Annotated in this window: 26 protein-coding genes; 5 read left to right on the forward strand and 21 right to left on the reverse strand. The window is 72.9% G+C overall.

The genetic code is table 11. From position 1 onward, the window contains the following. Positions 1 to 568 precede the first annotated feature (568 nt). Together rdgB and rph are read right to left on the reverse strand one after the other, a co-directional pair. On the reverse strand, positions 569 to 1,192 hold the full coding sequence (rdgB, locus tag D476_RS0116140) for an RdgB/HAM1 family non-canonical purine NTP pyrophosphatase (protein WP_040726495.1): 624 nt from the start codon (positions 1,190 to 1,192) through the stop codon (positions 569 to 571). Continuing rightward, a complete protein-coding gene (gene rph / locus D476_RS0116145) occupies positions 1,189 to 1,866 on the reverse strand; it encodes a ribonuclease PH (RefSeq protein ID WP_017624974.1) in 678 nt (225 codons plus the stop codon). The genes rdgB and rph overlap by 4 nt, the downstream gene beginning before the upstream one ends. A gap of 102 nt (positions 1,867 to 1,968) precedes the next feature. On the opposite strand from rph, the gene D476_RS0116150 reads away from it, so the two are divergent. Next, entirely contained in the window at positions 1,969 to 2,670 is a 702-nt protein-coding gene (locus D476_RS0116150) for a hypothetical protein (protein ID WP_026123557.1), read from the forward strand. A gap of 22 nt (positions 2,671 to 2,692) precedes the next feature. On the opposite strand, the gene D476_RS0116155 is transcribed toward D476_RS0116150, so the two are convergent. The 7 genes from D476_RS0116155 to clpS form a co-directional block, all read right to left on the reverse strand. Next, positions 2,693 to 3,475: an MBL fold metallo-hydrolase gene (locus tag D476_RS0116155; RefSeq protein ID WP_017624975.1), complete on the reverse strand. Its 783-nt coding sequence runs from the start codon at positions 3,473 to 3,475 to the stop codon at positions 2,693 to 2,695. Between the two features lie 214 nt (positions 3,476 to 3,689). After that, positions 3,690 to 4,505: an acyl-CoA thioesterase domain-containing protein gene (locus D476_RS0116160; protein WP_017624976.1), complete on the reverse strand. Its 816-nt coding sequence runs from the start codon at positions 4,503 to 4,505 to the stop codon at positions 3,690 to 3,692. Between the two features lie 57 nt (positions 4,506 to 4,562). Next, positions 4,563 to 5,510, reverse strand: a complete 948-nt coding sequence (locus tag D476_RS0116165) for a PLP-dependent cysteine synthase family protein (RefSeq protein ID WP_017624977.1) — start codon at positions 5,508 to 5,510, stop codon at positions 4,563 to 4,565. Between the two features lie 5 nt (positions 5,511 to 5,515). Next, entirely contained in the window at positions 5,516 to 5,794 is a 279-nt protein-coding gene (locus tag D476_RS0116170) for a MoaD/ThiS family protein (protein ID WP_017624978.1), read from the reverse strand. A gap of 37 nt (positions 5,795 to 5,831) precedes the next feature. After that, positions 5,832 to 6,251, reverse strand: a complete 420-nt coding sequence (locus D476_RS0116175; RefSeq protein ID WP_017624979.1) for a Mov34/MPN/PAD-1 family protein — start codon at positions 6,249 to 6,251, stop codon at positions 5,832 to 5,834. Between the two features lie 78 nt (positions 6,252 to 6,329). Continuing rightward, positions 6,330 to 6,878, reverse strand: coding sequence for a DUF2017 domain-containing protein (locus D476_RS0116180; protein WP_017624980.1), 549 nt, complete (start codon positions 6,876 to 6,878; stop codon positions 6,330 to 6,332). Between the two features lie 9 nt (positions 6,879 to 6,887). Beyond that, entirely contained in the window at positions 6,888 to 7,184 is a 297-nt protein-coding gene (gene clpS, locus D476_RS0116185) for an ATP-dependent Clp protease adapter ClpS (protein ID WP_017624981.1), read from the reverse strand. A gap of 117 nt (positions 7,185 to 7,301) precedes the next feature. Here clpS and D476_RS0116190 point away from each other — a divergent pair, with 117 nt between their 5' ends. Continuing rightward, positions 7,302 to 8,612: a nicotinate phosphoribosyltransferase gene (locus D476_RS0116190; RefSeq protein ID WP_017624982.1), complete on the forward strand. Its 1,311-nt coding sequence runs from the start codon at positions 7,302 to 7,304 to the stop codon at positions 8,610 to 8,612. Further along, positions 8,613 to 9,209: an isochorismatase family protein gene (locus D476_RS0116195; RefSeq protein ID WP_017624983.1), complete on the forward strand. Its 597-nt coding sequence runs from the start codon at positions 8,613 to 8,615 to the stop codon at positions 9,207 to 9,209. Positions 9,210 to 9,216: 7 nt separating this feature from the next. Here the strand turns inward: D476_RS0116195 and D476_RS0116200 are convergent, their stop codons facing one another. The 12 genes from D476_RS0116200 to D476_RS0116255 all read right to left on the reverse strand — a co-directional run bounded on the left by D476_RS0116200 (position 9,217) and on the right by D476_RS0116255 (position 20,718). Beyond that, entirely contained in the window at positions 9,217 to 10,227 is a 1,011-nt protein-coding gene (locus D476_RS0116200) for a tryptophan--tRNA ligase (RefSeq protein ID WP_017624984.1), read from the reverse strand. A gap of 180 nt (positions 10,228 to 10,407) precedes the next feature. Further along, on the reverse strand, positions 10,408 to 11,388 hold the full coding sequence (locus D476_RS0116205) for a zinc metalloprotease (protein WP_017624985.1): 981 nt from the start codon (positions 11,386 to 11,388) through the stop codon (positions 10,408 to 10,410). Positions 11,389 to 11,471: 83 nt separating this feature from the next. Next, the gene (locus tag D476_RS0116210; protein ID WP_017624986.1) at positions 11,472 to 13,199 is read right to left on the reverse strand and encodes a DEAD/DEAH box helicase; all 1,728 of its coding nucleotides are present in this window, start codon (positions 13,197 to 13,199) and stop codon (positions 11,472 to 11,474) included. Positions 13,200 to 13,250: 51 nt separating this feature from the next. Further along, positions 13,251 to 13,427: a hypothetical protein gene (locus D476_RS38245; protein ID WP_017624987.1), complete on the reverse strand. Its 177-nt coding sequence runs from the start codon at positions 13,425 to 13,427 to the stop codon at positions 13,251 to 13,253. Between the two features lie 4 nt (positions 13,428 to 13,431). Next, positions 13,432 to 14,220, reverse strand: a complete 789-nt coding sequence (locus tag D476_RS0116220) for a class E sortase (RefSeq protein ID WP_017624988.1) — start codon at positions 14,218 to 14,220, stop codon at positions 13,432 to 13,434. 112 nt (positions 14,221 to 14,332) lie between these two features. After that, positions 14,333 to 14,575, reverse strand: a complete 243-nt coding sequence (locus D476_RS0116225) for a DUF3039 domain-containing protein (protein ID WP_017624989.1) — start codon at positions 14,573 to 14,575, stop codon at positions 14,333 to 14,335. Between the two features lie 55 nt (positions 14,576 to 14,630). Continuing rightward, positions 14,631 to 15,215: a YqgE/AlgH family protein gene (locus D476_RS0116230; protein WP_017624990.1), complete on the reverse strand. Its 585-nt coding sequence runs from the start codon at positions 15,213 to 15,215 to the stop codon at positions 14,631 to 14,633. 39 nt (positions 15,216 to 15,254) lie between these two features. Then, positions 15,255 to 16,664 (reverse strand): NAD-dependent malic enzyme, encoded by a 1,410-nt coding sequence (locus D476_RS0116235; protein ID WP_017624991.1) that lies wholly within the window; start codon positions 16,662 to 16,664, stop codon positions 15,255 to 15,257. A 168-nt stretch (positions 16,665 to 16,832) separates the two neighbouring features. Further along, positions 16,833 to 17,465, reverse strand: a complete 633-nt coding sequence (locus tag D476_RS0116240; RefSeq protein WP_017624992.1) for a cytidylate kinase-like family protein — start codon at positions 17,463 to 17,465, stop codon at positions 16,833 to 16,835. A 41-nt stretch (positions 17,466 to 17,506) separates the two neighbouring features. Then, entirely contained in the window at positions 17,507 to 18,445 is a 939-nt protein-coding gene (locus D476_RS0116245; RefSeq protein WP_017624993.1) for a co-chaperone YbbN, read from the reverse strand. Positions 18,446 to 18,463: 18 nt separating this feature from the next. Further along, a complete protein-coding gene (locus D476_RS0116250) occupies positions 18,464 to 20,167 on the reverse strand; it encodes an acyl-CoA mutase large subunit family protein (protein ID WP_017624994.1) in 1,704 nt (567 codons plus the stop codon). Positions 20,168 to 20,190: 23 nt separating this feature from the next. Beyond that, on the reverse strand, positions 20,191 to 20,718 hold the full coding sequence (locus D476_RS0116255; RefSeq protein WP_026123560.1) for a MarR family winged helix-turn-helix transcriptional regulator: 528 nt from the start codon (positions 20,716 to 20,718) through the stop codon (positions 20,191 to 20,193). Between the two features lie 247 nt (positions 20,719 to 20,965). Here D476_RS0116255 and D476_RS0116260 point away from each other — a divergent pair, with 247 nt between their 5' ends. Both D476_RS0116260 and D476_RS0116265 read left to right on the forward strand, forming a co-directional pair. Then, positions 20,966 to 22,978 carry a glycoside hydrolase family 18 chitinase gene (locus tag D476_RS0116260; protein WP_017624996.1) on the forward strand — a complete coding sequence of 671 codons (2,013 nt, stop codon included), beginning with the start codon at positions 20,966 to 20,968 and terminating at the stop codon, positions 22,976 to 22,978. 128 nt (positions 22,979 to 23,106) lie between these two features. Beyond that, positions 23,107 to 24,795 carry a glycosyl hydrolase family 18 protein gene (locus D476_RS0116265; RefSeq protein WP_026123561.1) on the forward strand — a complete coding sequence of 563 codons (1,689 nt, stop codon included), beginning with the start codon at positions 23,107 to 23,109 and terminating at the stop codon, positions 24,793 to 24,795. Positions 24,796 to 24,843 lie beyond the last annotated feature (48 nt).

Genomic DNA, 24,843 nt, shown 5'->3' on the forward strand with positions numbered 1-24,843 from the left:
TCCGCTAGAGGCGGTGCTTTCCGCTTTGTTGTGTTCCCACTTTATCAGGGCCGCTCATTCCCGCCAAATCGGCGGTTTTCGCATTTCCCTGTGACGCTCCCCCTCCCGCCGACCGGGCCCGGCCCTGCGCGTGAAGCGCCGTGGACGGAATCCGGGTTCGTACAGAAGAGGTGTCCACTGGAGTGGACGGAGTGTCTTCGGTGAGGTGCGGCCCCGACCGCCCACCCCGTCCGGCTGTGAAGCCGTGTGGATGTTCGGGTCTCGGTGAACCGCGACGCCCTCCAGCATACACACCCGAGGACGGTGCCTCGAACGGTTTTCCAGAGAACGTCCGCCGGAACGATCGGACGCTCCCCAAAGGAAGTGCCCCATCCGGCGACTCCAGTAACGCTACCCGACCCCGTCACCGCCCCGGACCGGACACGCCGTGCGCCCTGTCACATGTGTCGGCATGAGGAAACCGCGCACGACGACACAGGGAAGGGCCGTCCCCTCCGGCGCTCCGGGCGGGGCGGCCCTCTCGATCACCCGTTCGCGCGCACCGGGTGGCCCCGGGCGCCGTACTCCCTCAGCCCAGTTCCCGGATCTCCTCGGCAAGCGCGCGGAACGCCTTGCCCCGGTGGCTGATGGCGTTCTTCTCCTCGGGCTCCATCTCCGCGGTGGTGCGGGTCTCCCCCTCGGGCACGAACACCGGGTCGTAGCCGAACCCGTTGCCTCCGCGCCGCTCGCGGATGATGCGGCCCCGCATGACGCCCTCGACCGCGGTCTCCACTCCCCCGGGCACGACGAGCGCGGCCGCGGCGACGAACTCCGCGCCGCGGCGCCCGTCGGGGGTGTCGGCGAGCTGGTCGAGCACAAGGTGCAGGTTGGCCAGGTCCTTGTCCCCGGTGGCGTCGCCGAACCGGCCGGACCAGCGCGCGGACAGCACCCCGGGCATGCCGTTGAGGGCGTCCACCCGCAGACCGGAGTCGTCGGCGACCGCCGGGAGCCCGGTGTGCGCGGCGACCGCCCGCGCCTTGAGCAGGGCGTTGCCGGTGAAGGTGGGCTCGGTCTCGGCCACCTCGGGCGCCTGCGGGTAGGCGTCGAGACCGACCACGTCGGCCTCGACGCCGGCGGCGGCCAGCACCGCCTGCATCTCCGGCACCTTCTTGGCGTTCCTGGTGGCCAGCACCAGTTTCACGCGCCCGCTCATCCCGCCAGGGCCTTCTTCTGCAGCTCGGTCAGCTCGGCGCAGCCGCCGACGGCCAGGTCCAGCAGGGTGTCCAGCTCGGACCGGTCGAAGGGGGCGCCCTCGGCCGTGCCCTGCACCTCGACGAAGTTCCCGTCGCCGGTGACGACGACGTTCATGTCGGTCTGGGCGACCGAGTCCTCCAGGTAGTTCAGATCCAGTCGGGCCTGCCCCTGCACCATGCCGACGCTGATCGCGGCGACGGACCCGGCGAGCGGGTTGTTCTTCAGGTTGCGCTTCTTGCGCAGGAACTTGACGGCGTCGGCGAGGGCCACGTAGGCACCGGTGATCGCCGCGGTGCGGGTGCCGCCGTCGGCCTGGAGCACGTCGCAGTCGAGGGTGATGGTGTTCTCCCCCATCGCCTTGAAGTCGACGACCGCGCGCAGCGACCGGCCGACCAGGCGGGAGATCTCGTGGGTGCGGCCGCCGATCTTGCCCCGGACCGACTCGCGGGCGCCGCGGGTGTCGGTGGAGCGGGGAAGCATCGCGTACTCGGCGGTCACCCAGCCCTCGCCGGTGCCGCGGCGCCAGCGCGGGACCCCTTCCTCCACGGTGGCCGCGCACAGGACGCGGGTGTCCCCGAACTCGATGAGCGCGGAGCCCTCCGCGTGGCGGAGCCAGTTGCGGGTGATGTTCACGGGGCGAAGTTGGTTCGGAGCGCGTCCGTCGGGTCGTGCCATGCTTCGCAGACTATCGGTGGCGGCGGTCCGGTCGCGCGGATCTCTGGCACCATTGGGGCCATGTTCGCGCTTCCCCGAGGGCTCCCGTGGGCACCGGCCGCCGCGGCGGCGGCAACGGTGGTGACGCTGGCGGCGGGCTGCGCCGCCGGGGAGCCGTCGCCCTCCCCGGGAACGCCCGGCGATTCGCCGTCGGGCTCGCCGGAGGCGCCCCCGGCCTGGGAGGCGTTCGGCGGCCGGGCCCTGGCCCCGGTCGGCGGACCGTCCGGTGGGCCGGGCGCGGCCGACGAGGCGGAGGCCCCGGACGGGCCGGAGCCGGTGGAGGTGCCCGACAGCTGCGAGGCGGCGGGGCTGCCGGAGGACGCGGAGGCGTTCGCGGCGATGGCGCCCGAGGACGCCCAGTTCACCCAGGTGCGCGGGGAGTCCGTGCTGGAGTGCTCGTGGGCGGGGTTCGACCGGGGCGACGGCAGCGAGGTGGTGCTGGTGTCGCTGGCGTCCGAGGGCAGCCTGGTGGAGACGGCGGGCGAGCTCCCGCCCCGGGTGCACGACGCGGTGGCGGAGGGGTCCCGGGCCTATTTCACCACCCCGGCCCTGACCGGGCTGGGCGGGTTCGCCGAGTGGCGGCCCGGCGAGCGGTTCTCGCGGGTGCGGCTGCACCTGCCGGGCCTGCTGGTGACGGTGCAGGCCAACAGCGACATGTGGGAGACGGAGGGCGGCGCGGCCGTGGAGGCGGCGACCGCCGCCGCAGAGGGGCTGCTCCCTTAGCCCCTCCCTCGGCGTCCCCTCGTCAGCCCCCCACGGCGTCGAGGGCCTCGGCCTCGACGCCGATCCGGTAGACGGCGCCCGGGCGGGCCAGCTCCACGGGGCCGGTGTAGGCGCTGCGGGCCTCTCGCAGGGTGATGGCGTCGTCGTTCCAGGGCACCAGGTGCGTCAGGACGAGGCGGCGCGCCCCGGCCCGGTCGGCGTGGGCCCCGGCCTCGGCGCCGGTGAGGTGCACCCCGTGCGGGTTGTCGTGGTGGTCGTGGAACGAGGCCTCGCACAGGAACAGGTCGGTGTCCAGGGCCAGGCGGGTGAGCTCGTCGCAGGTGGCGGTGTCGCCGCTGTAGGTGAGCGTGGACCCTTCGTGCTCCAGGCGGATGCCGAAGGCGTCGACGGGGTGGTTGACCCGGTCGACGGTGGCCGTGATGGGGCCGATGGCCGTCTCGCCGGGGGTGAGTTCGATGAAGTCGAAGGTCTCGCGCATGCCGGGGACGGGGTCGAGCCCGTAGGCCTCGGCCATGCGGTCGGCGACGCCGGGCGGGCCGTAGACGGGGATGCGGGGTTTGGGCCCGCCCTGCGGGTAGGTGCGCGCGACCCAGTAGGAGCACAGGTCGAAGCAGTGGTCGGCGTGCAGGTGACTGAGGTAGACCGCGTCGATCCCGTAGATGTCGGTGTACTTCTGGAGCGCTCCGAGGGCGCCGTTGCCGAGGTCGAGGAGCAGACGGAAGCCGCCGGCCTCGACGAGGTAGCACGAGGCGGGGCTGGCCGGGCCGGGGAAGCTCCCCGAGGAGCCGATGATGGTGAGTCGCACGTCGCTTTTGCCTTTTCGGGTGGAATGCCTCCGCGGAGACCAGCGCGGCGGCGCCGAGCCGGGCGTCTCCATGTTCTCCGTGTTACGGGTCTACCCCAATGACCGCTGCGGTGGTACCGAATGTGGCCCGCGTCTCACGCGGCCTGTATCACATGTGACCGGGTACCAGAACCGAACACTCCACGTTTTTCCTGCTCAAGGGTATCAAGGCCGGTCAAAGCCCGGATCGGGCGAGTTGCCGCGCCTGGGCGACGAGCCGCCCCTTCACATCCCACAACTCCACGCTCTCGTCGAACCAGCCGTCGGCGGCGCTGCGCCCTTCGGCGCGGAAGGCGAGCGGCCCGGGCTCGGGCACGGCGCGCATGTGCCAGGTCAGTTCCACGGTGGGGGCCCACTGCCAGGGCCGGACGACGCCGACGACGGGCGGCAGCGCGTCGACGGCCAGGGCGAGGAAGTCCGCGGGGTCGGCGGGGTCGCCGTCGGCGGGGGCGGGGCGCAGGTGCCCGGCGAGCTCGGGTTCGGGCGCCTCGGTGCGGCGGGGGGGGCGCCCCCCGNTGCGCGGGGTGAAGTACTGCTCGACCCGGCCGCTGAAGCCGTCCTGGCCGGTGGCGCTGCGGCGGGGGTCGAACCTGCGGCACGCCTCGGGCGGCGGGATGTCGGGGGCGGCGGCCGTGTAGGCGGGTGCGGCGCGGGGGTCGAGGCGCCCGGCGGCGATGTGGCCGGTGACCAGGTCGCGGCCGTCCTGGGCGAGGGTGGTGCGCAGGGTGGTGACGGTGCGCCCGGTCTTGAGCACCTCGGTGCGGATCCGCGCGGGGCCGGGGCCCGCGGGGCGCAGGAAGTGGTAGGCGGAGGAGACGGGGTGGGGGTGGCCGGGGGCCTGGAGGAGGGCGGCGCGCTGGAGGACGGCCATGAGGTAGCCGCCGTTCATGGCGGTGCCGATCAGGTAGCCGGGGTCGAGGTCGGCGGTGCACCGGCCGTCGCCGTCGGCGCGGACCCGGGTGGCGCGGTCGAAGCGGGACATGCCCCCCATTGAACCGAACAGCGTTCGGAACGCGCCACCCGGGGCGGCCTCTGCGCCCCCTGGGCCCTAGGCCCAGAGCTGGCCGTCGAGGCGCTCCTCGGCCTCGGCCAGGGTGCCCTCGTAGGCGCCGGTGGACAGGTACTTCCACCCGCCGTCGGCGATGACCAGGGCGATGTCGGCGCGCTCGCCGGCCTTGGCCGCCTTGCCGGCCATGGCCAGCGCGGCGTGCAGCGCCCCGCCGGTGGAGATCCCGGCGAAGATGCCCTCCTTGTCCAGCAGCTCCCGGGTACGGCGCAGGGCCGCGTCCGAGGGCACGGAGAAGCGGGTGGTGAGCACCTCGGCGTCGTAGAGCTCGGGCACGAACCCCTCGTCGAGGTTGCGCAGCCCGTAGACGAGTTCGCCGTAGCGCGGCTCGGCGGCGACGATCTTCACGTCGGGCCGGTGCTCGCGCAGGTAGCGCCCCACCCCCATGAGGGTGCCGGTGGTGCCCAGCCCCGCCACGAAGTGGGTGATCTCCGGCAGGTCCGCGAGCAGCTCGGGACCGGTGGTCTCGTAGTGCGCGCGGGCGTTGGCGGGGTTGCCGTACTGGTAGAGCATCACCCAGTCGGGGTGCTCGGCGGCCATCTCCTTGGCCACCCGGACGGCCTCGTTGGAGCCGCCCTCGGCCGGGGAGGAGTGCACCTCGGCGCCCCACATCCGCAGGAGCTGGCGGCGCTCGGCGGAGGTGTTCTCCGGCATGACGCAGACCATGCGGTACCCGCGCAGGCGGGCGACCATGGCCAGGGAGATGCCGGTGTTGCCCGAGGTGGGCTCCAGGATGGTGCAGCCCGGCGTGAGCAGCCCGTCCTTCTCGGCCTGCTGGACCATGAAGAAGGCCGCCCGGTCCTTGATGGAGCCGGTGGGGTTGCGGTCCTCCAGTTTGGCCCACAGGCGCACGTCGGGGGAGGGCGAGAGGGCGGGCAGGCCCACGAGGGGCGTGCCGCCCAGGGAGTCGAGGAGCGAGTCGTGGCGCATGGCGGCTAGCGCATGCCCCCGGCGACGGCCGGGAGGACGGTGACGGTGTCGCCGTCGGCGACCGGCGCCTCGATCCCGCCGAGGAAGCGGACGTCCTCGTCGTTGAGGTAGACGTTGACGAAGCGCCGCAGCTTGCCGCCGTCCACCAGCTTCTCGCCCAGGCCGGGGTGGCGCTCGTCCAGGTCGGCGATGAGCTCGGCGAGGGTGGCGCCGCTGGCCTCGACGGCCTTGGCGCCGTCGGTCAGGTTGCGCATGATGGTGGGGATGCGGACCTCGGTGGCCATGGTGTCTCCAGTTCGTGCTCGGCTGTGCTGATCGGTGTCAACGGGCGGATTCGCCGGTGAATTCCACGGGCTCTTCGGTGACCTCGCCGTCGACGATCCGGTAGGAGCGGAACTCGGCGGTCTCCGGGTCGCGGGTGGAGACCAGCACGTAGTGCGCGCCGGGCTCGGAGGCGTAGGAGACGTCGGTCCGGGAGGGGTAGGCCTCGGTCGCGGTGTGCGAGTGGTAGATGACCACGGGCTCCTCGTCCCGGTCGTCCATCTCCCGCCAGACCTGGAGCTGCTCCTTGGAGTCGAAGCGGTAGAAGGTGGGCGAGCGCTCGGCGTTGGCCATCTCGACCATGCGCTCGGGCCGGTCGGAGCCGATGGGGCCGGCCACGATGCCGCACGCCTCGTCGGGGTGGTCGCGGCGGGCGTGGGCGACGATCCGGTCGCGGATCTCCCGGTTGATCCTCAGCATGGCCCTCAGCGTAGCCGAGAAATTATCCCTACCCACTCACTGGGTATGACTTTTTCGGCGGCGCGCGCCGCCGCGCCCTCAGCGCTCGGCCATCAGCGCCTGGACCAGCGTCTCCTGCACCCCGCCCAGCCACTCGTACACGCTCAGCGCGGCCCGGTCCGCGCGGTCGTCCGCGCGCACCCGCGTCCGTCCGCCGTCCTCCTCGACGCCGAGCCGCGTGCCCAGCGCCAGCCGGACGTCGTTGAGCGCCTTGAGCCAGGCGTGCGCGTCACCGGTGTCGAGCACCAGCTCGCCGCCGCCGGGGCCGAGCCCGGACAGCCCGGAGATCATCGTCTCGGCGTTCTCCCGCTTGTGCCGCCGCAGGTCGCCCTCGGTGTAGCGGCGGAACTCCCCCGCGGCCTCGCGGTCGCCCCCGTAGGCGTCGGGCAGCAGCCGGGCGAGCACCGGGTCCTCGGGGGTGTCGGCGGCGCCGGAGATGCCGACCAGCGCCTCCAGCGGGTCGCCCCCGTCCTCGGGCGGGTCCACCAGCTCCAGGACGAGCCCGGCCATCGAGCGCAGCACCGCGGCCTCGTCCCGGTCCAGGCGGATGCTCACCCCGCCGCGCACGGCGCGGAATCCGTCGGTCATCCGGACACCTTATTCATCGTGCTGGAGCGTCGCCCACAGGCCGTAGGTGTGCAGCACCGACACGTCGCGCTCCATCTCCTCGCGGGAGCCGCTGGAGACGACGGCGCGCCCCTTGTGGTGCACGTCCATCATCAGCTTGTGCGCCTTGGCCTTGGAATAGCCGAAGACGGTCTGGAAGACGTAGGTGACGTACGACATGAGGTTCACCGGATCGTTCCAGACGACCGTCACCCACGGCTTGTCGGGCCGGACGTCCTCGTCCGCCTCCGGCCGTTCCAGCTCGACCGGCGCCGGAGCGGTCCCCATGGGTCACTCCCCCCTCACGCTCGCGCGGCGGCACCGGATCGGCGGTACCGGCTCCATTGTCCCACCGACGGGCACCGCTATTTTGGTACCGAGAGACACAAACTAGTCTGGATACCCATGACCGAGTACCCGAGCAGCGCCCTGCTCACCGACCGGTACGAGCTGACCATGCTGCAGGGGGCCCTGCGCAGCGGCGCGGCGCACCGGCGGGCCGTCTTCGAGATGTTCGCCCGCCGCCTGCCCGGGGCCCGGCGCTACGGGGTGGTGGCCGGGACCGGACGCCTCCTGGAGGCGCTGCGCGACTTCCGGTTCGGCACGGCCGAACTGGACTACCTGTCCGACGCCGGCGTGGTGGACGAACCCACCCTGGACTGGCTCGCCGACTACCGGTTCACCGGCGACGTGTGGGGCTACGGCGAGGGCGAGTGCTACTTCCCCGGCTCCCCCATCCTGGTGGTGGAGGGCACCTTCGCCGAGGCCGTGCTGCTGGAGACGCTGGCGCTGTCGGTCTTCAACCACGACACCGCCATCGCCTCGGCCGCCTCCCGGATGGCCACCGCGGCCCAGGGGCGGCCGATGATCGAGATGGGTTCGCGCCGCACCCACGAGGGCGCGGCGACGGCCTCCGCGCGCGCCGCCTACATCGCCGGGTTCGCCAGCACCTCCAACCTGGAGGCAGGCCGCCGCTGGGGCGTGCCCACCGCCGGGACCAGCGCGCACGCCTTCACCCTGCTGCACGACAGCGAGCGGCACGCCTTCCGGGCCCAGCTCGACGCGCTGGGGCCGGGCACCACCCTGCTGGTGGACACCTACGACGTGGAGCGCGCCGTGGGCACCGCGGTGGAGCTGGCCGGGACCGGCCTGGGCGGGGTGCGGGTGGACTCGGGCGACCTGGCCGCCGAGGCGGCGCGGGTCCGCAGCCAGCTGGACGGGCTGGGCGCCGCCGACGCCCGCATCGTGGTCACCGGCGATCTGGACGAGTACGCGATCCAGGCGCTGGCGATCGCGCCGGTGGACGGCTACGGGGTGGGCACCGCACTGGTGACCGGCTCGGGCGCGCCGACCGCGTCGCTGGTGTACAAGCTGGTGGCCCGGTCCCGGGAGGCGGCGCCGGACGCGCCGCTGGAGCCGGTCGCCAAGCGGTCGGTGGGCAAGCCCAGCAAGGGCGGGCGCAAGTGGGCCTCGCGCGCGGTCGGCGAGGACGGGACCGCCACCGCCGAGCTGGTGCACGGCCACGAGCCCGAGCCGCGCCCGGGGCTGCGGCCGCTGCTGCGGCGCCTGGTCGAGGGCGGCAAGGTGGTGGGCGCCGAGCCGCTGGAGGCGGCCCGCGAGAGGCACGCGCGGTCGGTGGCCGAGCTCCCGGCCCCGGCCCGCCGGATGTCGCGCGGCGAACCCGCGCTGCCCACCGAGTTCCCAGGGAGGCTGTAGATGAGTGCGAACACAGGGCACGGGCACAGAGCACTGATCGTCGTCGATGTGCAGAACGACTTCTGCGAGGGCGGCAGCATGGGGGTGTCCGGGGGCGCGGCGGTCGCCGCGGAGATCACCGCCTACATCGCCGCGCACCGCGGGGAGTACGCGCACGTGGTCGCCACCCGCGACTTCCACGTGGACCCGGGCGCCCACTTCTCCGCCGAGCCGGACTTCACCGACAGCTGGCCGCCGCACTGCGTGGTGGGCACCGAAGGCGCCGAGTTCCACCGGTCCTTCGACGCCTCCGGGGTGGAGGAGGTGTTCAGCAAGGGCGCCTACACCGCGGCCTACAGCGGCTTCGAGGGCGCGTCCGAGGACGGCCGCCCCCTGGAGGAGTGGCTGCGGGCGCACGGGGTGGACGCGGTGGACGTGGCGGGCATCGCCACCGACCACTGCGTGCGGGCCACGGCGGCCGACGCGGCCGAGGCCGGGTTCGCCACCCGGGTGCTGCTGGACCTGACGGCCGGGGTGGCGCGGGCGACCACCGACGCCGCCCTGGAGGAGCTGTCCGCCAAGGGCGTGGTCCTGGAGGGCGCGCCGGTGGTCGCCTGAGGCGCGGCTAGGCGATACCGATGGCCGCGCGGACCTTGGCCATGGTGGCCCGGGCCCGCGCACGCGCGCGCTCGGCGCCGTCCTCCAGGACGGCGTCGAGCTCGCTGTCGGGCTCCATCAGCGCGTCGTAGCGCTCCCGCATGGGCCCGAAGATGCCGTTGAGGACGTCGAAGAGCTCGTTCTTGAGCTCGCCCCAACCCATGCCCCCGGCCTCCAGCCGCTTGCGGACGGCGGCGGTGCGGTCGGCGTCGGCGAAGTGCTCCAGGAGCTGGAAGACCGCCGAGGAGTCGGGGTCCTTGGGGTCCTCGACCGGCGTGGAGTCGGTCGGGATGCGCCGCACCAGCTTCTTGAGCTTGTTCTCCGGCAGGAACAGCGGGATGTGGTTGTCGTAGGACTTGCTCATCTTCCGGCCGTCGATGCCGGGGAGCAGGCTGGACTCGCCCTCGGGGAACGCCCCCTCGGGGACGGGGAAGGCGTACCCGGCCCCGTAGAGGTGGTTGAACGACCCGGCGATGTCGGCGGTGTACTCGATGTGCTGGCGCTGGTCGCGGCCGACGGGCACGACGTCGGCCTCCATCACCAGGATGTCGGCGGCCATGAGGACGGGGTAGTTGAACAGCCCCATGTTGACCCCGGCGTCCAGGTCCTCCACGCCGGCCTCGGCGTTGCGGTCCCGGGCGGCCTTGTAGGCGTGGGCGCGGTTCATCAGGCCCTTGGCGGTCACCGCGCCGAGCACGGTGGCCAGCTCGAACACCTCGGGGACGCTGGACTGCCGGTACAGGACGGTGCGCTCGGGGTCCAGACCGCAGGCGAGCCACGTGGCGGCGACCGACCGGACGTCGTGGCGGAGCCTGGCGGGGTCCCGGACCGAGTTGAGCGCGTGGTAGTCGGCGAGGAAGTACATGCTGTCGTGCTCGCGTGCGGCTTCCAGCGCCGGGCGGATGGCCCCGATGTAGTTGCCGAGGTGCGGCATCCCCGAGGTCTGGATGCCGGTCAGGAAGGTCTTGGTCGCTGCCATGGCACTCATCTTAGGGCGTGTTTCTCGGGTCAGGTCCGTAGCGAGCGGTGTCCAGGTGCGTCCATCGCAAGGCCGGTGGGAGAGTCGGTCAGCAGGCTGTCGGCCGTTGAGAACGCGGCGAGGGGCGTGCCCGGGCGCCGCGCAGTAGGGCCTGATCCGAGAAACACGCCCTGGCTGCGGTCAGTGCCCCTTCCCGACACGGAAGGCGTACCAGTGGTCGGCCATCCGCTCGGCCTGGCCCCGGGTGAAGCGCTCCATGCAGGCGTCGTCGCTGTAGTCCATGAAGTTGTCCACCGGGTCGGCGCCGCCGCGGTGGGGGCAGGTGTCGCGGCCGGACGGGCAGCCGGTGGCCTGCTCGCGCTCGTAGGCGGTGTCGGCGACGTAGTCCCCGGGCGTGGAGCAGCCGTTCTGGAAGGTGTGGAACAGGCCGAGCCAGTGCCCGGTCTCGTGGGTGGCGGTGTGGCCCAGGTCGAAGTTCTCGCGGGTTCCGCCGGGCACGGTGCGGTGGTCGATGACGACGCCGTCGGCGCCGGGGGCGTCGGCGTAGTCCTGCGGGAAGGTGGACCGGCCCAGGATGCCGTGGCCCAGGTCGGCGGTGTAGAGGTTGAGCGTCTCGGGGCCGCCCCGGCGCATGGCGGCCCGGTCGGCGGAGCCGCGCCGGCCGACCGAGGCGAACGCGGCGTCGTCGGCGGTGCGGGTGATGGCGCGCAGTTCGAAGCCGAACCCGGTGTCGGCGCCGCCGTAGCCGCCGCCGAAGGCCCGGTTGAGCACGTCGATCTGGCGGCGGACGGTGGCCTCGGACAGGTCGCCGGTTCCGTCCTCGGCGCTGACGACGTGCACCACCACGGGGACGGTGCGCCCTTCGCCGCGGTCGCGCTGGGGCACCCGCTCCTGGCGCAGGCGGCGCTCGTACTCGGCGGCCTGGGCGTCGCTGATGGCGCCGCCCTCCGAGGCGCGCCCGCCGATGCGCCCGTCAATGCGACCGTCGATGCGCGCGTCCCCGGGCGCGCACGCCTCCCGCCCGGCGGCGCTCCCGGCCCCGCCTCCGGCCCCGCTTCCGGCCCCGCCCGCGGCGGCGGCGCCCAGCAGTCCGGCCAAGGCGGCGGCGCAGGCCGCCAGGCCCGCGCCGGTCCGCCCGATCCTTCTCGCTCGTTCCCCCATGGTGCGGAACGTACCGGCACGACTACTTTGGGCGATTACGCCGCGCGGGTCCGCACCATCCCCCTTGCCCGGTGTTTACCGGGTCAGGAGCCGCCGGTGGCCCAGGCCCGGATCTTGGCGATGCGCTCGGCGATCTGGTCCGGGGAGGCCTGGGCGATCGGGGGGCCGCCGCAGGCCCGGCGCAGCTCGTTGTGGATCATCCCGTGCGGGCGGCCGGTGCGGTGGTGCCAGGCGCCCACCAGCCCCTGCAGCTCCTTGCGCAGGGAGGCCACCCGCTCGTGCTCGGGTGGGCCCCCGTCCGGCTCCCCGCCGGAGGGCGCCTTGCGCTCCCCGGCCCTCTGGTCGGCCTTGCGCTTGCGCAGCAGCTGGGCCACCTGCTCGGGCTCCAGCAGGCCGGGCAGGCCCAGGAAGTCCTCCTCCTCGGGCGAGTCGGGGGTGCCGCCGCCGAACTCCGAGCCGTCGTAGAGCACCCGGTCGAACTCGGCCGAGGCCTCCATCGTCTCGAAGGGCAGCTCCTCCCCCGCGTCGGGGGTGTCCCGCTTCTTGCGGGCCTCGTCCAGCTCCCGGCCCTCGGGGTCGAACTCCTCGCCCTCCTTGAGCGGCCGGTCGAGCGCGTGGTCGCGCTCGCGCTCCATCTCCCCGGCCAGCTCCAGCAGGGTGGGCACGGACGGCAGGAAGACCGAGGCGACCTCGCCGCGGCGGCGGGAGCGCACGAAGCGCCCCACGGCCTGGGCGAAGAACAGCGCGGTGCTGGTGGAGGTGGCGTACACGCCGACCATCAGCCGCGGCACGTCCACGCCCTCGGAGACCATGCGCACCGCCACCATCCACCGCTCGTCGGACTCGGCGAAGCGGGAGATCTTCTTGCTGGCGGTGGGGTCGTCGGAGAGCACCACGGTGGCGCCCTGCCCGGTGATCTTGCGCAGGATGCGCGCGTAGGCGCGGGCGGCCTCGTGGTCGGTGGCGATGACCAGGCCCCCGGCGTCGGGGGTGGCGTTGCGCACCTCGGTCAGCCGCCGGTCGGCGGCGGCCAGGACCTTCTTGATCCAGTCGCCCTTGGGGTCGAGCGCGGCCTTCCACGCCTGGGCGAGGGCGTCCTGGGTGAGCGGCTCGCCCAGGCGGGCGGCGAGCTCGTCCCCGGCCTTGGTGCGCCAGCGCATCTCGCCGGAGTAGGCCATGAACAGCACGGGCCTGACGACCCCGTCGCCCAGCGCCGGGGCGTAGCCGTAGTTGTAGTCCCAGGAGCAGCGGCGCACGCCCTCGGCGTCCTGGACGTAGTCCACGAACGGGATGGGGTTGACGTCCGACCGGAAGGGGGTGCCGGTCAGGGCCAGCCGCCGGGCCGCCGGGTCGAAGGCCTCGCGAACCGCGTCGCCCCAGGACAGCGCGTCCCCGGCGTGGTGCACCTCGTCGAAGACGACCAGGGTCCGGCGCGCCTCGGTGCGGTTGCGGTGCAGCATCGGGTGCGCGGCCACCTGCGCGTAGGTCACGGCCGCCCCGGTGTACCGCCGCCCCAGCGCCCCCTGCCCGTTCTTGAAGTCGGGGTCGATGGCGATGCCGAACCGCGCGGCGGCCTCGGCCCACTGCTTCTTGAGGTGCTCGGTGGGGCACACGATGGTGACGGACCGCACCGCGTGCCGCGCCAGCAGCTCGGAGGCGAGGGTCAGCGCGAAGGTGGTCTTGCCCGCCCCGGGCGTGGCCACCGCGAGGAAGTCCCTCGGCTCTCTTCGGAAGTACTCCTCGAACGCCTCGCGCTGCCACTGGCGCAGCCCGGCGAGGCGCTCCCCCGTGCTCGTCTGCAGAACCGTCATCCGACCATTCCCCTGTTGCTCACCCGGACGAGGGTATCCGAGGCGGGGAGGTCAGCCGCCTGCCCCCGAACCCGTGTCGACCGCGCCGTCGTTGAACGGCATGTAGGGGTCGGCCCAGGGGAAGACGACGTACCAGAGCAGCCAGGCGGCCCCGGCCAGCAGGGCCAGCGCCAGGATGGCCTTGACCGGGACGGGGCCCGGGAGCAGTCGCCAGATCAGCCCGTACATCGCGTCACTCCCCCTCGCCCGCCCGGTCCTCGGGGGCCATGTCCGCGATGGTGTCGGGCATGCCCTGGTCCTTGGGGCGGGTGTCGGTCAGCTCGGCCGTCACGATCAGCCGGTGGGTGTTGTTGAGCTTGGGCGCGCAGGTGGTGAGGGTCAGCAGCGCCCGCTGGGGGTCGTCGTTGTTCTCGGGGTCGAACGGGTCGGGGTCGACCACCTCGACCTGGTCGGGGGTGACGGTCCTCTCGTCGACGACCTCGTAGGTGTAGAAGTTCTCCGCGTCCTCCAGGACGATCGGGTCGCCGTCGGAGAGCTGGTCGATGTCCCAGAAGATGCCGGAGACGCGGTGCCCGGCCACGGCGTAGTTGCCCAGCTCCCCGGCGTCGGCCGCGTCGCCGCCGGCCACGTCGTCGTCGGTGTAGTGGCCGGGGCTGTACCTGATGTCGTCGGGCTGGACGCCGCTGACGACCACCCACTGCAGGTCGAGCGCGGGGATGTACATCCTGCTGTCGGCCGATCCCGGCAGCGGCTCGGAGTCGGGCCCCTTGGGCTCGTCCCAGGCCTCCTGCAGGTCGTCGCCGAGGGCCTGCTGCTCCTGCTGCGTCTCCAGCGCCTTGCCGTACACCTGGTAGGCGGCGAAGAACAGCATGACGATCCCGGCGGTGAACAGCAGCTCGCCGATCCCGCGCAGGATCCCGCGGGCGATGTCGCCCGCGGTGACCGGCCGCCGCCTGCGGCGCCGGCGTCCGCGCTCCGACCCGCCCCTGCGGCGCGTCCCCCGCTCGGTGGTGGAAACCATGTGACCTACCTGACCTACCCGTCGTCACCGTCCTAAGGGAGCGTATCCTGCCCCACCCGCCCCTGGGTGCGCGAAACCCCTCAGTGGCGGGCGGACGGGACGACACGACCGGTCAGGCGGTCATCTCTTCGTAGATCTCCTTGCACTCCGGGCAGACGGGGAACTTCTTGGGGTCCCGGTTGGGGACCCAGACCTTGCCGCACAGCGCGATGACGGGCGCCCCGGTCACCGCGCTCTCGGTGATCCTGTCCTTCTGCACATAGTGCGCGAAGCGCTCGCGGTCCCCGTCGTCGTGCGAGATGTCGGGCCGGGTCTCGCTCTCCGGGACGACCTTGTTCAGCACATCCATGGCCATGTTCGCCTCACACCTCCTGCGTCCTGCCCACCACCGTATCGCCGCGGGCGGGGGGTCAGTTCAACTCCGGGTCGTCGGGCAGGGTGGCCACCAGGGCCAGGTCCCCGCCCTGGCGGCGCAGCACCCGGGCCCACAGCGTGCCGGGATCGGCGGAGAACACGTCCTCGGCCAGGGCGGGCAGCACGTACCAGGCGCCCTCCTCGATCTCGGCGCCGAGCTGGCCCTCGCTCCACCCCGCGTACCCGGCGAAGACACGGAAGCGGCCCAGGGCGCCGCCGAGGATCTGCGGGGGCGCGTCGAGGTCGATGACGCCCAGCCCCTCGGGGGCGGGCGGGCCGTCGGCGGGGGACTCCAGGGGGCGCCAGCCCAGGGGTTCCTCGGCGCCGCCGGGAACGCCCAGGGCGAGCCCGGCGCCCTCGCCGACGGGTCCCCCGGCGAACATCACCGGCGGGTCGCTGGCGAAGCCGCCCCAGTCGGCCAGCACCTCGGCCACGGGCAGCCGGGAGGGGCGGTTGACGACGACGCCGAGGGCGCCCTCGGCGTCGTCGTCGACGACCAGCACGACCGTGCGGCGGAAGTGGGGGTCCTCCAGCGCGGGCGCGGCGACCAGCAGCCGCCCGGTGAGGTCGGTTCCGTCCATACCCGGCTGTCTACCCCCGCCCCCGGCCCGGGTACCCGGCTAGTCCTCGGCCCGGCCGTGCCCAGCGCGCACGGCGACGTCGCGGACCGCGGCGGCCACGCTCTGGGAGAGGTTGGTGTGGAAGACGCTGGGGATGATGTAGTGCGGGCCCAGCTCCTCGTCGGTGACCGCCCCGGCGATGGCGTCGGCGGCGGCGACCATCATGTCGGAGTCGACGTGGTCGCTCTGGGCGTCCAGCAGGCCCCGGAAGAACCCGGGGAAGACCAGCACGTTGTTGATCTGGTTGGGGTAGTCGCTGCGGCCGGTGGCCACCACCGCGGCGTGCAGCCGGGCCACGTCCGGGTCGACCTCGGGGTCGGGGTTGGCCAGGGCGAAGATGATGGCGTCCTCGTTCATCCCGGCGATGTCCTCGCCGCCGAGCACGTTGGGGGCGGACACGCCGATGAACACGTCGGCCCCGTCCACGGCGCCCTTGAGGTCGCCGGAGTAGCCCTCGGGGTTGGTGTTGGCGGCGATCCAGTCCAGGTTGGCGCCGAGGTCGTCGCGGCCCCGGTGGACGGCGCCGTGGACGTCGCAGACCACGATGTGCTTGGCCCCGGCGTGCATGAGCAGCTTGAGGATGGCGGTTCCGGCGGCCCCGGCGCCGGACATGGCGATGCGCACCCCGCCCAGGTCCTTGCCGACCACGCGCAGGGCGTTCTTGAGGGCGGCGAGCACGACGATGGCGGTGCCGTGCTGGTCGTCGTGGAAGACGGGGATGTCGAGCAGCTCGCGCAGGCGGGCCTCGACCTCGAAGCAGCGGGGGGCGGAGATGTCCTCCAGGTTGACGCCGCCGAAGCCGGGGGCGATGACCTGGACGGTGCGCACGATCTCGTCGACGTCCTGGGTGTCCAGGGCGATGGGCCAGGCGTCGATGTCGGCGAAGCGTTTGAACAGGGCCGCCTTGCCCTCCATGACCGGCATGGAGGCCTCGGGGCCGATGTTGCCCAGGCCGAGCACGGCCGAGCCGTCGGTGACCACGGCGACGCTGTTGCGCTTGACGGTCAGGCGGCGGGCGTCGGCGGGGTTGGCGGCGATGGCCTGGGAGACGCGGGCCACGCCGGGGGTGTAGGCCATGGACAGCTCGTCGCGGTTGCGCAGCGGCACCTTGGACTTCATCTCGATCTTGCCGCCGAGGTGCATCAGGAAGGTGCGGTCGCTGACCTTGTGGACGACGACGCCCTCCACGGCGCCCAGGGCGTCCACGATGGCCTGGGCGTGGTCGGTGTCGCGGGCCGCGCAGGTCACGTCGATGCGGATCCGCTCGTGGCCGGCCTGCGCCACGTCCAGGGCGGTGATGACGCCCCCCACGTGCTCGACCGCGCTGGTGAGGCCGCCGACCGCGCTGCCGTGGCCGTCGACCTCGAGCCGCACGGTTATGGAGTAGGAGACGCTGGGAAGGGTGGCCACGTAAAGCTCCTCTGTGTCACGTGTCTGCTGCGCCACGGCGCGCTGAGGCTCAATGCGCGCGCCGGCGGCACCGCCGGGCGGTCCTGGCTGGGTGGGGCCGCCGGTGGCTCCCGGTGCTCAGGCGCACCCTTCATGGTGCCACCGCCGCAGATCAAACGGTGCACCGCACTACATTTCCGGTGCCCGCTCCCGGGCGAGGCGCACGATCACGTCGGTACAGGCCCGCGGGGGGACCGCGGTGGCGTCGAGCACCAGGTGGTAGAGGGCCGGGTCGGCCGGGTCCACCCGGTAGAAGCGGCGCACGTAGGCGCTGCGGGCGCGGTCGTTGGCCTCCAACTCGCGCATGTCCGTGGTGCCGGAGCGGGCGAGCCTGCGGTCCTTGGGGCCGTCCAGGCGCACGTGCAGAGCGCCGGGCCGGTCGGCGAGGACCACCGCCCCGGCCCGCCCCAGCACCACCGCGCCGGTGGCGGCGACCCGCTCCAGGACGTCCTCGGTGCGGTCGACGAACTCCTGGTCGTACAGGATGCGCCCGTCGGCGTCGGAGGGGGTGACGTAGGAGGGGTCGACGCTGCCGAGGGTGACCGTGGGCAGCCGCGCGGCGCTGGCCAGCAGCCGTTCGAAGCCGGTGGGGGCCCAGTCGTCGTGGCGGAGCGCGTCCTCCAGGGAGCAGCCGATCCGCTCGGCGACCGCCCCGGGGATGGCCCGGTCCACGAAGGGCACGCCCAGGCGCTCGGCGACGGCCGGACCCACCGTGCCGCCGCCGGACCCGAAGGTCGCCGAGATCGTCACCACGTACGGCATGAACTGGTTCTACCCGCCCGGGGGCGGGTCGGAACGGCCGCTCAGAACAGCGCGGCCGTGAGCTGCCGCCGCGCCTTGGAGACCGCGGGGTCGGCGGCGGGCAGCACCTCGAACAGCGACAGCAGGTGCTTGCGGACCCGGTCGCGGTCGTCGTCGCGGGTGTTCTTGACCAGGGTGATGAGCCGGTTGAAGGCGTCCTCGACCTTCTGGCCGTACATGTCGATGTCGGCGACCTGGATCTGGGCGTCGATGTCGCCGGGGTCGTCGGCGGCGGCCTTGCGCGCGGCGGCGGCGTCGACCCCGCGCAGCCGCCCGATCAGCCGCACCTGGGCCAGGCGCTGCTTGGCGTGCTCGTTCTTGGGGTCGGACTCCAGGGCCTTGGCGTAGACCTGCTCGGCGGCCTCGAAGTCGTCGCGCTGCAGCGCCTCCTGGGCCTCGAGGTCGATCGGGTCGACCTCCTCGGCCGGGGCCCCGGCGCCCTCGGCGCCCTCCGGCCCCAGCCCGGTGAACTCCGGCGGGAGCACGTTCTGGTTGCGCAGTTCCTCGAAGACCTGGGCCAGCCACTCGCGCAGCTGGGCCTCGGTGGCCGGGCCGGTCGGGCCGGGCACCACCTGGCCGCCGATGACCAGGGCGATCATCGGGGCGGCGGGCACCCTCAGCGCCTGGGCGAGCTGCGGGCTGGCCTGCACGTCGACCTTGGCGACGGCCCACTGCCCGCCCGCGCCGATGGCCAGCCGGTCGATGGCCGCCTCGACCTGGGAGGACTGCTCAGAGGAGGACTGCAGCACGGCCAGCACGACGGGCGTGCTCATCGAGCGCTGCAGGACCTCGTCCTGGAAGTTGTTCTCGTCGACGTCGATGGCGTACGGGTTGGCGGTCCCCGAGGCCTGCGCGGCCTCCCGCTTGGCCTCGCGTTCCATGGCGGCCTTGCGCGCCCCGAGGTCGACCGCACCCTGCATGGAGTAGTCCGATGGCTGCATGCCTCCATCCTGCCCCATCTAGAATCGTGGGTCCTCCACATAGGCGCCGAACTCCTCGCCCATCGTGCGGCAGATCTCCCCGAGGGTGGCCTCGGCGCGGGCGGCGTCCAGGATGAGGGGGACGAGGTTGCCCCCGGCGGGGTCGCGCACGGCGGCCAGCAGCCGGTCCAGGGCGGCCTGGACGGCGGCGCCGTCCCGGTCCCCGCGGCGGCGCCCGAGCAGTTCCACCTGGTCGCGCTCGACCTCGTGGCTGATCCGCAGGATGTCGACCTCCCCGGAGACCGTGGAGGTGGCGGTGTTGACGCCGACGATGCGCTTGTCGCCCTTCTCCAGCGCCTGCTGGTAGCGGAAGGCCGACTCGGCGATCTCGGAGCTGAACCACCCGTTGCGGATGCCGGCCAGGATGCCGGAGGTGACCGGCCCGATCCCGTGGTCGGCCTCCTCACCGCCGCCCATGGCGATGATCTTGGCGAAGATGCGCTCGGCCTCGGCCTCCATCCGGTCGGTGAGCGCCTCCAGGTAGTAGGAGCCGCCGAGGGGGTCGGCGACGTTGGCCACCCCGGTCTCCTCCATCAGCACCTGCTGGGTGCGCAGGGCGATCTCGGCGGACTGCTCGGTGGGCAGCGCCAGGGTCTCGTCCAGGGCGTTGGTGTGCAGCGAGTTGGTGCCGCCCAGGACGGCCGAGAGCGCCTCGACGGCGGTGCGCACCACGTTGTTGTAGGGCTGCTGGGCGGTGAGCGACACCCCGGCGGTCTGGGTGTGGAACCGGAGCCACTGGGCCTTCTCGGAGGTGGCGCCGAAGCGGTCGCGCATCCAGCGGGCCCAGATGCGGCGGGCGGCGCGGAACTTGGCGATCTCCTCGAAGAAGTCGATGTGGGCGTCGAAGAAGAAGGACAGGCCGGGGGCGAACACGTCCACGTCCAGGCCGCGGGACAGGCCCAGCTCGACGTAGCCGAACCCGTCGGCGAGGGTGAAGGCCAGCTCCTGGGCGGCGGTGGCCCCGGCCTCGCGGATGTGGTAGCCGGAGACCGACAGCGGCTTGAAGGCGGGGATGTTCTCCGCGCAGTACTCCATCAGGTCGCCGATGAGGCGCAGGTGGGGTTCGGGCGGGTACAGCCACTCCTTCTGGGCGATGTACTCCTTGAAGATGTCGGTCTGCAGGGTGCCGTTGAGCTTGGACAGGTCGGCGCCCTGGCGCTCGGCGGCGGCCAGGTACATGCAGAAGGCGGGCACCGCGGGGCCGCTGATGGTCATCGAGGTGGTGGTGGACTGCAGCGGGATGCCGCCGAAGAGGACGTCCATGTCGGCGGTGGAGTCCACGGCGACGCCGCAGTGGCCCACCTCGCCCAGGGCGAAGGGGGCGTCGGAGTCGTAGCCCATGAGCGTGGGCATGTCGAAGGCGACGGAGAGCCCGCCGCCCCCGGCCTGGAGGATCATCTTGTAGCGCTCGTTGGTCTGGCGGGCGTTGCCGAACCCGGCGAACTGGCGGATGGTCCAGGGGCGGCCGCGGTAGCCGGTGGGGTAGAGCCCGCGGGTGAAGGGGAACTCCCCGGGCCAGCCGATCCGCTCGAACCCGGGGATGTCGGCGCCCTCCGGCGGGCCGTAGGCCGGGTCGACCTCCTGGCCGGAGAGCGTGCTGAAGTCGGCCTCGCGCTTGCGGGCGGCGTCGTAGCGCCGCTGCCAGCGCTCCCGCCCGGCCCCGATCTGCTCACTGGTCGCCATACCGACGATAGTAGGACTTCCAACTAATTTTCGGTAGGGGCCTCCGGGTCGGGGAAGTCCCCGAACCCCACCCGCAGCTTGACGAAGGAGCGGTGCATCTCGCGCAGCTCCTCGGCGGTGTAGTCCTCCAGCCCGAAGTCCATGTCCAGCAGGTCCCGGGTGGCCTGCTCGACGACCTCGCGCCCCTCCCCGGTGATCTCGGCCAGGGTCCCGCGCCCGTCGCTGGGGTTGGGCTTGCGGCGCACGAACCCCTGGCGCTCCAGCCGGTCGATGGTGTTGGTGACGCTGGTGGGGTGCACCATCAGGCGTTCGCCGATCTTGCCCAGGGGCAGGCCGCCGGAGTGGCTGAAGGTGAGCAGGACCAGCGCCTCGTAGCGCGCGAAGGTGAGCGCGTAGGGCTTGAGGGCGGCGTCCAGGCGGCCGATGAGGATCTGCTGGGCGCGCATGACCGAGGTGACCGCGGCCATGGCGGGCGAGGCGCCCCAGCGGCGCGTCCAGTTCTCGTGCGCGCGCTCGATCGGGTCGAACGGCAGATTAAGCGGGTTTCCCACGCGGCCACTGTAGCGACCTGCGCACACGCGCATGTTCGCGGCGCCGTGTCCAGGGGGGCCGTGCGGCCGGAAGCGGCCACGGGGGTCCGGTCCAGCGCACGGGCGCCCGCAGGCCGGGACCGGAAGCGGCCCGGTCCACCCGCCGCCGGGGCCCGGACACCGCACCGGACGGGCGGGGGCCTTGCCCCCGCAAAAACCAATAGTTAACTTTCCTAAAAATTAGCCCCGAGCGTGAGGACACACCCCCATGTCCGCGAGACCCCCCGCACGGGGGCGGCACCGGCTCCCCCGGGCCAGGGCGGCACTGGCCGCGCTGACCGCGGCGCTGACCGCCCTGCCCCTCGCCCTGTCGGCCGCCCCCGCCTCGGCCGACCCCGCTCCCACCGCCGCCCCCGAGGGCGTCACGGTCGTCTACACCGAGGGCTCCTCCTGGGAGACCGGCTACAGCGGCCAGTTCACCATCGACAACGCCTCCTCCGCGGACCTGTCCGACTGGACGATCGCGGTCACGCTGCCCGCTGGCGTGGAGATCACCAGCCTGTGGAACGCCACCATGGAAAGGTCCGGCGCCGACTACACGCTCACCCCGCCGAGCTGGGGGGCGACCGTCCCGGCCGGCGGCACCTACCAGATCGGGTTCAACGGCTCCCTGTCCTCCGGCGCCACCGAGACCGCTCCGGTCTCCTGCACCGTCAACGGCTCCCCGTGCGCGGGCGGGCCCGGTGAGGACGACACCGAGGCGCCGACCGCGCCCGAAGGGCTGTCGGTCTCGGGCACCACCTCCAGCAGCGTCGGACTGTCCTGGACCGGCTCCTCCGACAACGTCGGCGTGGCCGGCTACGAGGTGCTCTCCGGCGGGCAGACCGTGCGCACCGTCATCGGCGACACCCCGGCGGCCACGGTCTCGGGCCTGACCCCCGACACCGAGTACTCCTTCACCGTCCGCGCCTTCGACGCCGCGGGCAACACCTCCGCGGAGAGCGCGGCGGTCACCGCCCGGACCGACAAGGACGGCGGGCCCGGCGGGCCCGGCGGCGGCAAGCGGGTCGGCTACTTCACCCAGTGGGGCATCTACGACCGCGGCTACCTGGTGAAGAACGTCGACACCAGCGGCACCGCCGAGCGGCTGACCCACATCAACTACGCCTTCGCCAACATCAACGCCAACGGCCAGTGCTTCCAGGCCAACCAGCTCGGCCAGGGCGACGCCTGGGCCGACTACGGCCGGTCCTTCCGCGCCGACGAGAGCGTGGACGGCGTGGGCGACACCTGGGACCAGGACCTGCGCGGCAACTTCAACCAGCTCCGCGAGCTCAAGGAGAAGTACCCGCACCTGAAGGTGAACCTGTCGATCGGCGGGTGGACCTGGTCCAAGAACATCTCGGACGCGGCGAGCACCCCCGAGTCGCGGCAGCGGATGGCCTCCTCGTGCATCGACATGTTCCTGCGCGGCAACCTGCCGGCCTTCGACGGCGCGGGCGGCCCCGGCTCGGCGTTCGGCGTCTTCGACGGCATCGACCTGGACTGGGAGTGGCCGGGATCGGAGGGCCACCCGGACAACGTCTGGAAGCCCGAGGACAAGCAGAACTTCACCGCGCTCGTGGCCGAGTTCCGCTCCCAGCTCGACGCCCTGGAGGCCGAGACCGGGCGCTCCTACGAGCTGACCTCGTTCATGCCGGCCGACCCGGCGAAGGTGGAGGCCGGGTTCGAGGTCGACAAGATCATGAAGGACTTCTCCTTCGTGACCCTGCAGGGCTACGACTACCACGGCGCCTGGGAGGCGACCACGGCGCACCAGTCCAACCTGGTGCTCTCCCCGGACGACCCGAGCGAGCCGGACCGGCGCTTCAGCGGGGAGATCGCGTTGGAGGCGTGGACCTCGCGCGGCGCGGACCCGGCGGACATCGTGATGGGCGTGCCCTTCTACGGCCGCGGGTGGACCGGCGTGCAGCCGGGCCCGAACGGCGACGGGATGTTCCAGCCCTCCACCGGGCCCGCCCCGGGCACCTATGAGGACGGCATCGAGGACTGGAAGCGCCTGAAGGACCTGCCCGGGTACACGCTGCACCGGGACGAGCAGGCGGGGGCCGCCTGGATCTACGACGGCACCACCCTGTGGACCTTCGACGACGCGACCGAGATGCGGCGCAAGGCCGACTGGATCAACGGGCAGGGGCTGGGCGGCGCCATGGTGTGGTCGCTCGACGGCGACGACTCCCAGGGGACGCTGATGCGCTCCCTGGACGGCGCGCTGGCCTGACACCCGCCGTCGGGGATGCGGCACCGGGGATGCGGGGCATTGTGCAGCGCGGAACCTCCATTGACCTCCACCGAATCAAATAGTTAAGTTTCCTAAAAATTCGGCACGAGAGAGGGAGTACCCCCCGCATGCGCTCTGTCCGCATCCCCCTCGCGGCGGGGGCGGCCTGTACCGCCGCCCTGCTGCTCGTCCCCCTCGCGCCCGGCGCGGCCCAGGCCGCGCCGGGCGGCGCCCCCGCCCCCACCGCCGAGCACACCGAGGTCTCCCGCTGGCCCGGCGGCTACCAGGCACAGATCACCGTCACCAACCCCACCGACGCCCCGCTGGAGGACTGGAGCCTGGAGTTCACCCTGCCCGAGGGGGCCGAGGTCCACCAGATGTGGAACGCCGAGCTGGACGCCTCCGGCGGCGCCTCCACCGCCACTCCCCCGCACTGGGGCGCGGCCGTCCCGCCCGGCGGCACCTACACCTTCGGCTACAACGGCCGCTTCGGCGGCGAGGGCCCCACCGACCCGGTCTCCTGCACCCTCAACGGCGCCCCCTGCGACGACGGGGACGGCGGCGGCGCCGAGGACCCCGAGTACCGCCAGGTCGGCTACTTCACCCAGTGGGGCGCCGAGGACAAGGGCTTCCACCCCAAGTCGCTGGAGGACACCGGGCAGGCGGACAGGCTCACCCACGTCATCTACGCCTTCGCCAACATCGACGGCGACGGCTGCTTCGCCACCGACGAGGGGGGCGAGGGCGAGGCGTACTGGGACTACGGCCGCCCCTACCCGGCCGAGGAGAGCGTCGACGGCACCGCCGACGAGGACGGGCAGCCGCTGCGCGGCACCTTCAACCAGCTCCGCGAGCTCAAGGAGGCCAACCCCGGCCTGAAGGTGTCGATCGCGCTGGGCGGCTGGTCCTGGTCGACGCACTTCTCCGACGCGGCGCTGCCGGAGAACCGCGAGGAGGCGGTGGCCTCCTGCGTCGACATGTTCCTGCGCGGCGACCTGCCCGAGCTCAACGGCGCGGGCGGCGAGGGCGCCGCCGCGGGCCTGTTCGACGGCATCGACCTGGACTGGGAGTGGCCCGCCACCCCGGGCGAGCCCGGCAACACCGTCCGGCCCGAGGACAGGGAGAACTTCACCGCCCTGGTGGGCGAGTTCCGCGCGCAGATGGACGCCCTGGGCGAGGAGACCGGTCAGGAGTACCTGCTCACCTCGTTCATGCCGGCCAACACCGGCGCCATCGACGCCGGGTACGAGGTGCCCGCGCTCATGGAGGACCTGGACTTCATCAACCTCCAGGGCTACGACCTGACCGGCGCCTGGAACCCGGCCACCGGGCACCAGGCCAACGTGCGGGCGGCCGAGGGCGACCCGGCCCAGGCGCCCCGCTCCTACGAGACGGTCGTACAGGAGTGGGTGGACCGCGGGGCCGAGCCCGAGGACATCGTGATGGGCATGCCCTTCTACGGGCGCGGCTGGCAGGGCGTGGAGCCCGGACCTGACGGGGACGGGCTGTGGCAGGCGGCCGAGGGCGCCGCCCCCGGCCCGCGCGACCCCGGCTACAACGACTTCAACGTCCTCGCGGAGATGGCCGCCACCGAGGGGTTCACGGTGTACCGGGACGACCACGCCGGGACCGCCTGGATCTACGACGGCGACCAGTGGTGGAACTACGACGACGCCACCGCCATCTCCCAGAAGGCCTCCTGGGTGCGCGAGTACGGGCTCGGCGGGGCGATGGCCTGGTCCCTGGACGGCGACACCGCACAGGGCGAGCTGACCGCCGCCCTGCACGGAGAGCTGAACGGACGCCCGGCCGCTTAAGGGGTGTTGCGTGGATCACGGCCTACTGCGCGGCGCCCGGGCACGCCC

It is taken from the genome of Nocardiopsis chromatogenes YIM 90109, from assembly GCF_000341185.1.
Lineage (GTDB): Bacteria > Actinomycetota > Actinomycetes > Streptosporangiales > Streptosporangiaceae > Nocardiopsis_A > Nocardiopsis_A chromatogenes.

Excerpts from the sequence above, each read along its gene's own strand:
- D476_RS0116205 (WP_017624985.1), bottom strand. The coding sequence starts at position 11,388 with ATGGGGGAACGAGCGAGAAGGATCGGGCGGACCGGCGCGGGCCTGGCG.
- rdgB (WP_040726495.1), bottom strand. The coding sequence starts at position 1,192 with ATGAGCGGGCGCGTGAAACTGGTGCTGGCCACCAGGAACGCCAAGAAG.
- D476_RS0116210 (WP_017624986.1), bottom strand. The coding sequence starts at position 13,199 with ATGACGGTTCTGCAGACGAGCACGGGGGAGCGCCTCGCCGGGCTGCGC.
- D476_RS0116220 (WP_017624988.1), bottom strand. The coding sequence starts at position 14,220 with ATGGTTTCCACCACCGAGCGGGGGACGCGCCGCAGGGGCGGGTCGGAG.
- D476_RS0116225 (WP_017624989.1), bottom strand. The coding sequence starts at position 14,575 with ATGGCCATGGATGTGCTGAACAAGGTCGTCCCGGAGAGCGAGACCCGG.
- D476_RS0116150 (WP_026123557.1), top strand. The coding sequence starts at position 1,969 with ATGTTCGCGCTTCCCCGAGGGCTCCCGTGGGCACCGGCCGCCGCGGCG.
- D476_RS0116260 (WP_017624996.1), top strand. The coding sequence starts at position 20,966 with ATGTCCGCGAGACCCCCCGCACGGGGGCGGCACCGGCTCCCCCGGGCC.
- D476_RS0116250 (WP_017624994.1), bottom strand. The coding sequence starts at position 20,167 with ATGGCGACCAGTGAGCAGATCGGGGCCGGGCGGGAGCGCTGGCAGCGG.
- D476_RS0116180 (WP_017624980.1), bottom strand. The coding sequence starts at position 6,878 with ATGACCGACGGATTCCGCGCCGTGCGCGGCGGGGTGAGCATCCGCCTG.
- D476_RS0116195 (WP_017624983.1), top strand. The coding sequence starts at position 8,613 with ATGAGTGCGAACACAGGGCACGGGCACAGAGCACTGATCGTCGTCGAT.
- D476_RS0116245 (WP_017624993.1), bottom strand. The coding sequence starts at position 18,445 with ATGCAGCCATCGGACTACTCCATGCAGGGTGCGGTCGACCTCGGGGCG.
- D476_RS38245 (WP_017624987.1), bottom strand. The coding sequence starts at position 13,427 with ATGTACGGGCTGATCTGGCGACTGCTCCCGGGCCCCGTCCCGGTCAAG.
- clpS (WP_017624981.1), bottom strand. The coding sequence starts at position 7,184 with ATGGGGACCGCTCCGGCGCCGGTCGAGCTGGAACGGCCGGAGGCGGAC.
- D476_RS0116230 (WP_017624990.1), bottom strand. The coding sequence starts at position 15,215 with ATGGACGGAACCGACCTCACCGGGCGGCTGCTGGTCGCCGCGCCCGCG.
- D476_RS0116240 (WP_017624992.1), bottom strand. The coding sequence starts at position 17,465 with ATGCCGTACGTGGTGACGATCTCGGCGACCTTCGGGTCCGGCGGCGGC.
- D476_RS0116170 (WP_017624978.1), bottom strand. The coding sequence starts at position 5,794 with ATGGCCACCGAGGTCCGCATCCCCACCATCATGCGCAACCTGACCGAC.
- D476_RS0116200 (WP_017624984.1), bottom strand. The coding sequence starts at position 10,227 with ATGGCAGCGACCAAGACCTTCCTGACCGGCATCCAGACCTCGGGGATG.
- D476_RS0116175 (WP_017624979.1), bottom strand. The coding sequence starts at position 6,251 with ATGCTGAGGATCAACCGGGAGATCCGCGACCGGATCGTCGCCCACGCC.
- D476_RS0116165 (WP_017624977.1), bottom strand. The coding sequence starts at position 5,510 with ATGCGCCACGACTCGCTCCTCGACTCCCTGGGCGGCACGCCCCTCGTG.
- D476_RS0116265 (WP_026123561.1), top strand. The coding sequence starts at position 23,107 with ATGCGCTCTGTCCGCATCCCCCTCGCGGCGGGGGCGGCCTGTACCGCC.
- D476_RS0116190 (WP_017624982.1), top strand. The coding sequence starts at position 7,302 with ATGACCGAGTACCCGAGCAGCGCCCTGCTCACCGACCGGTACGAGCTG.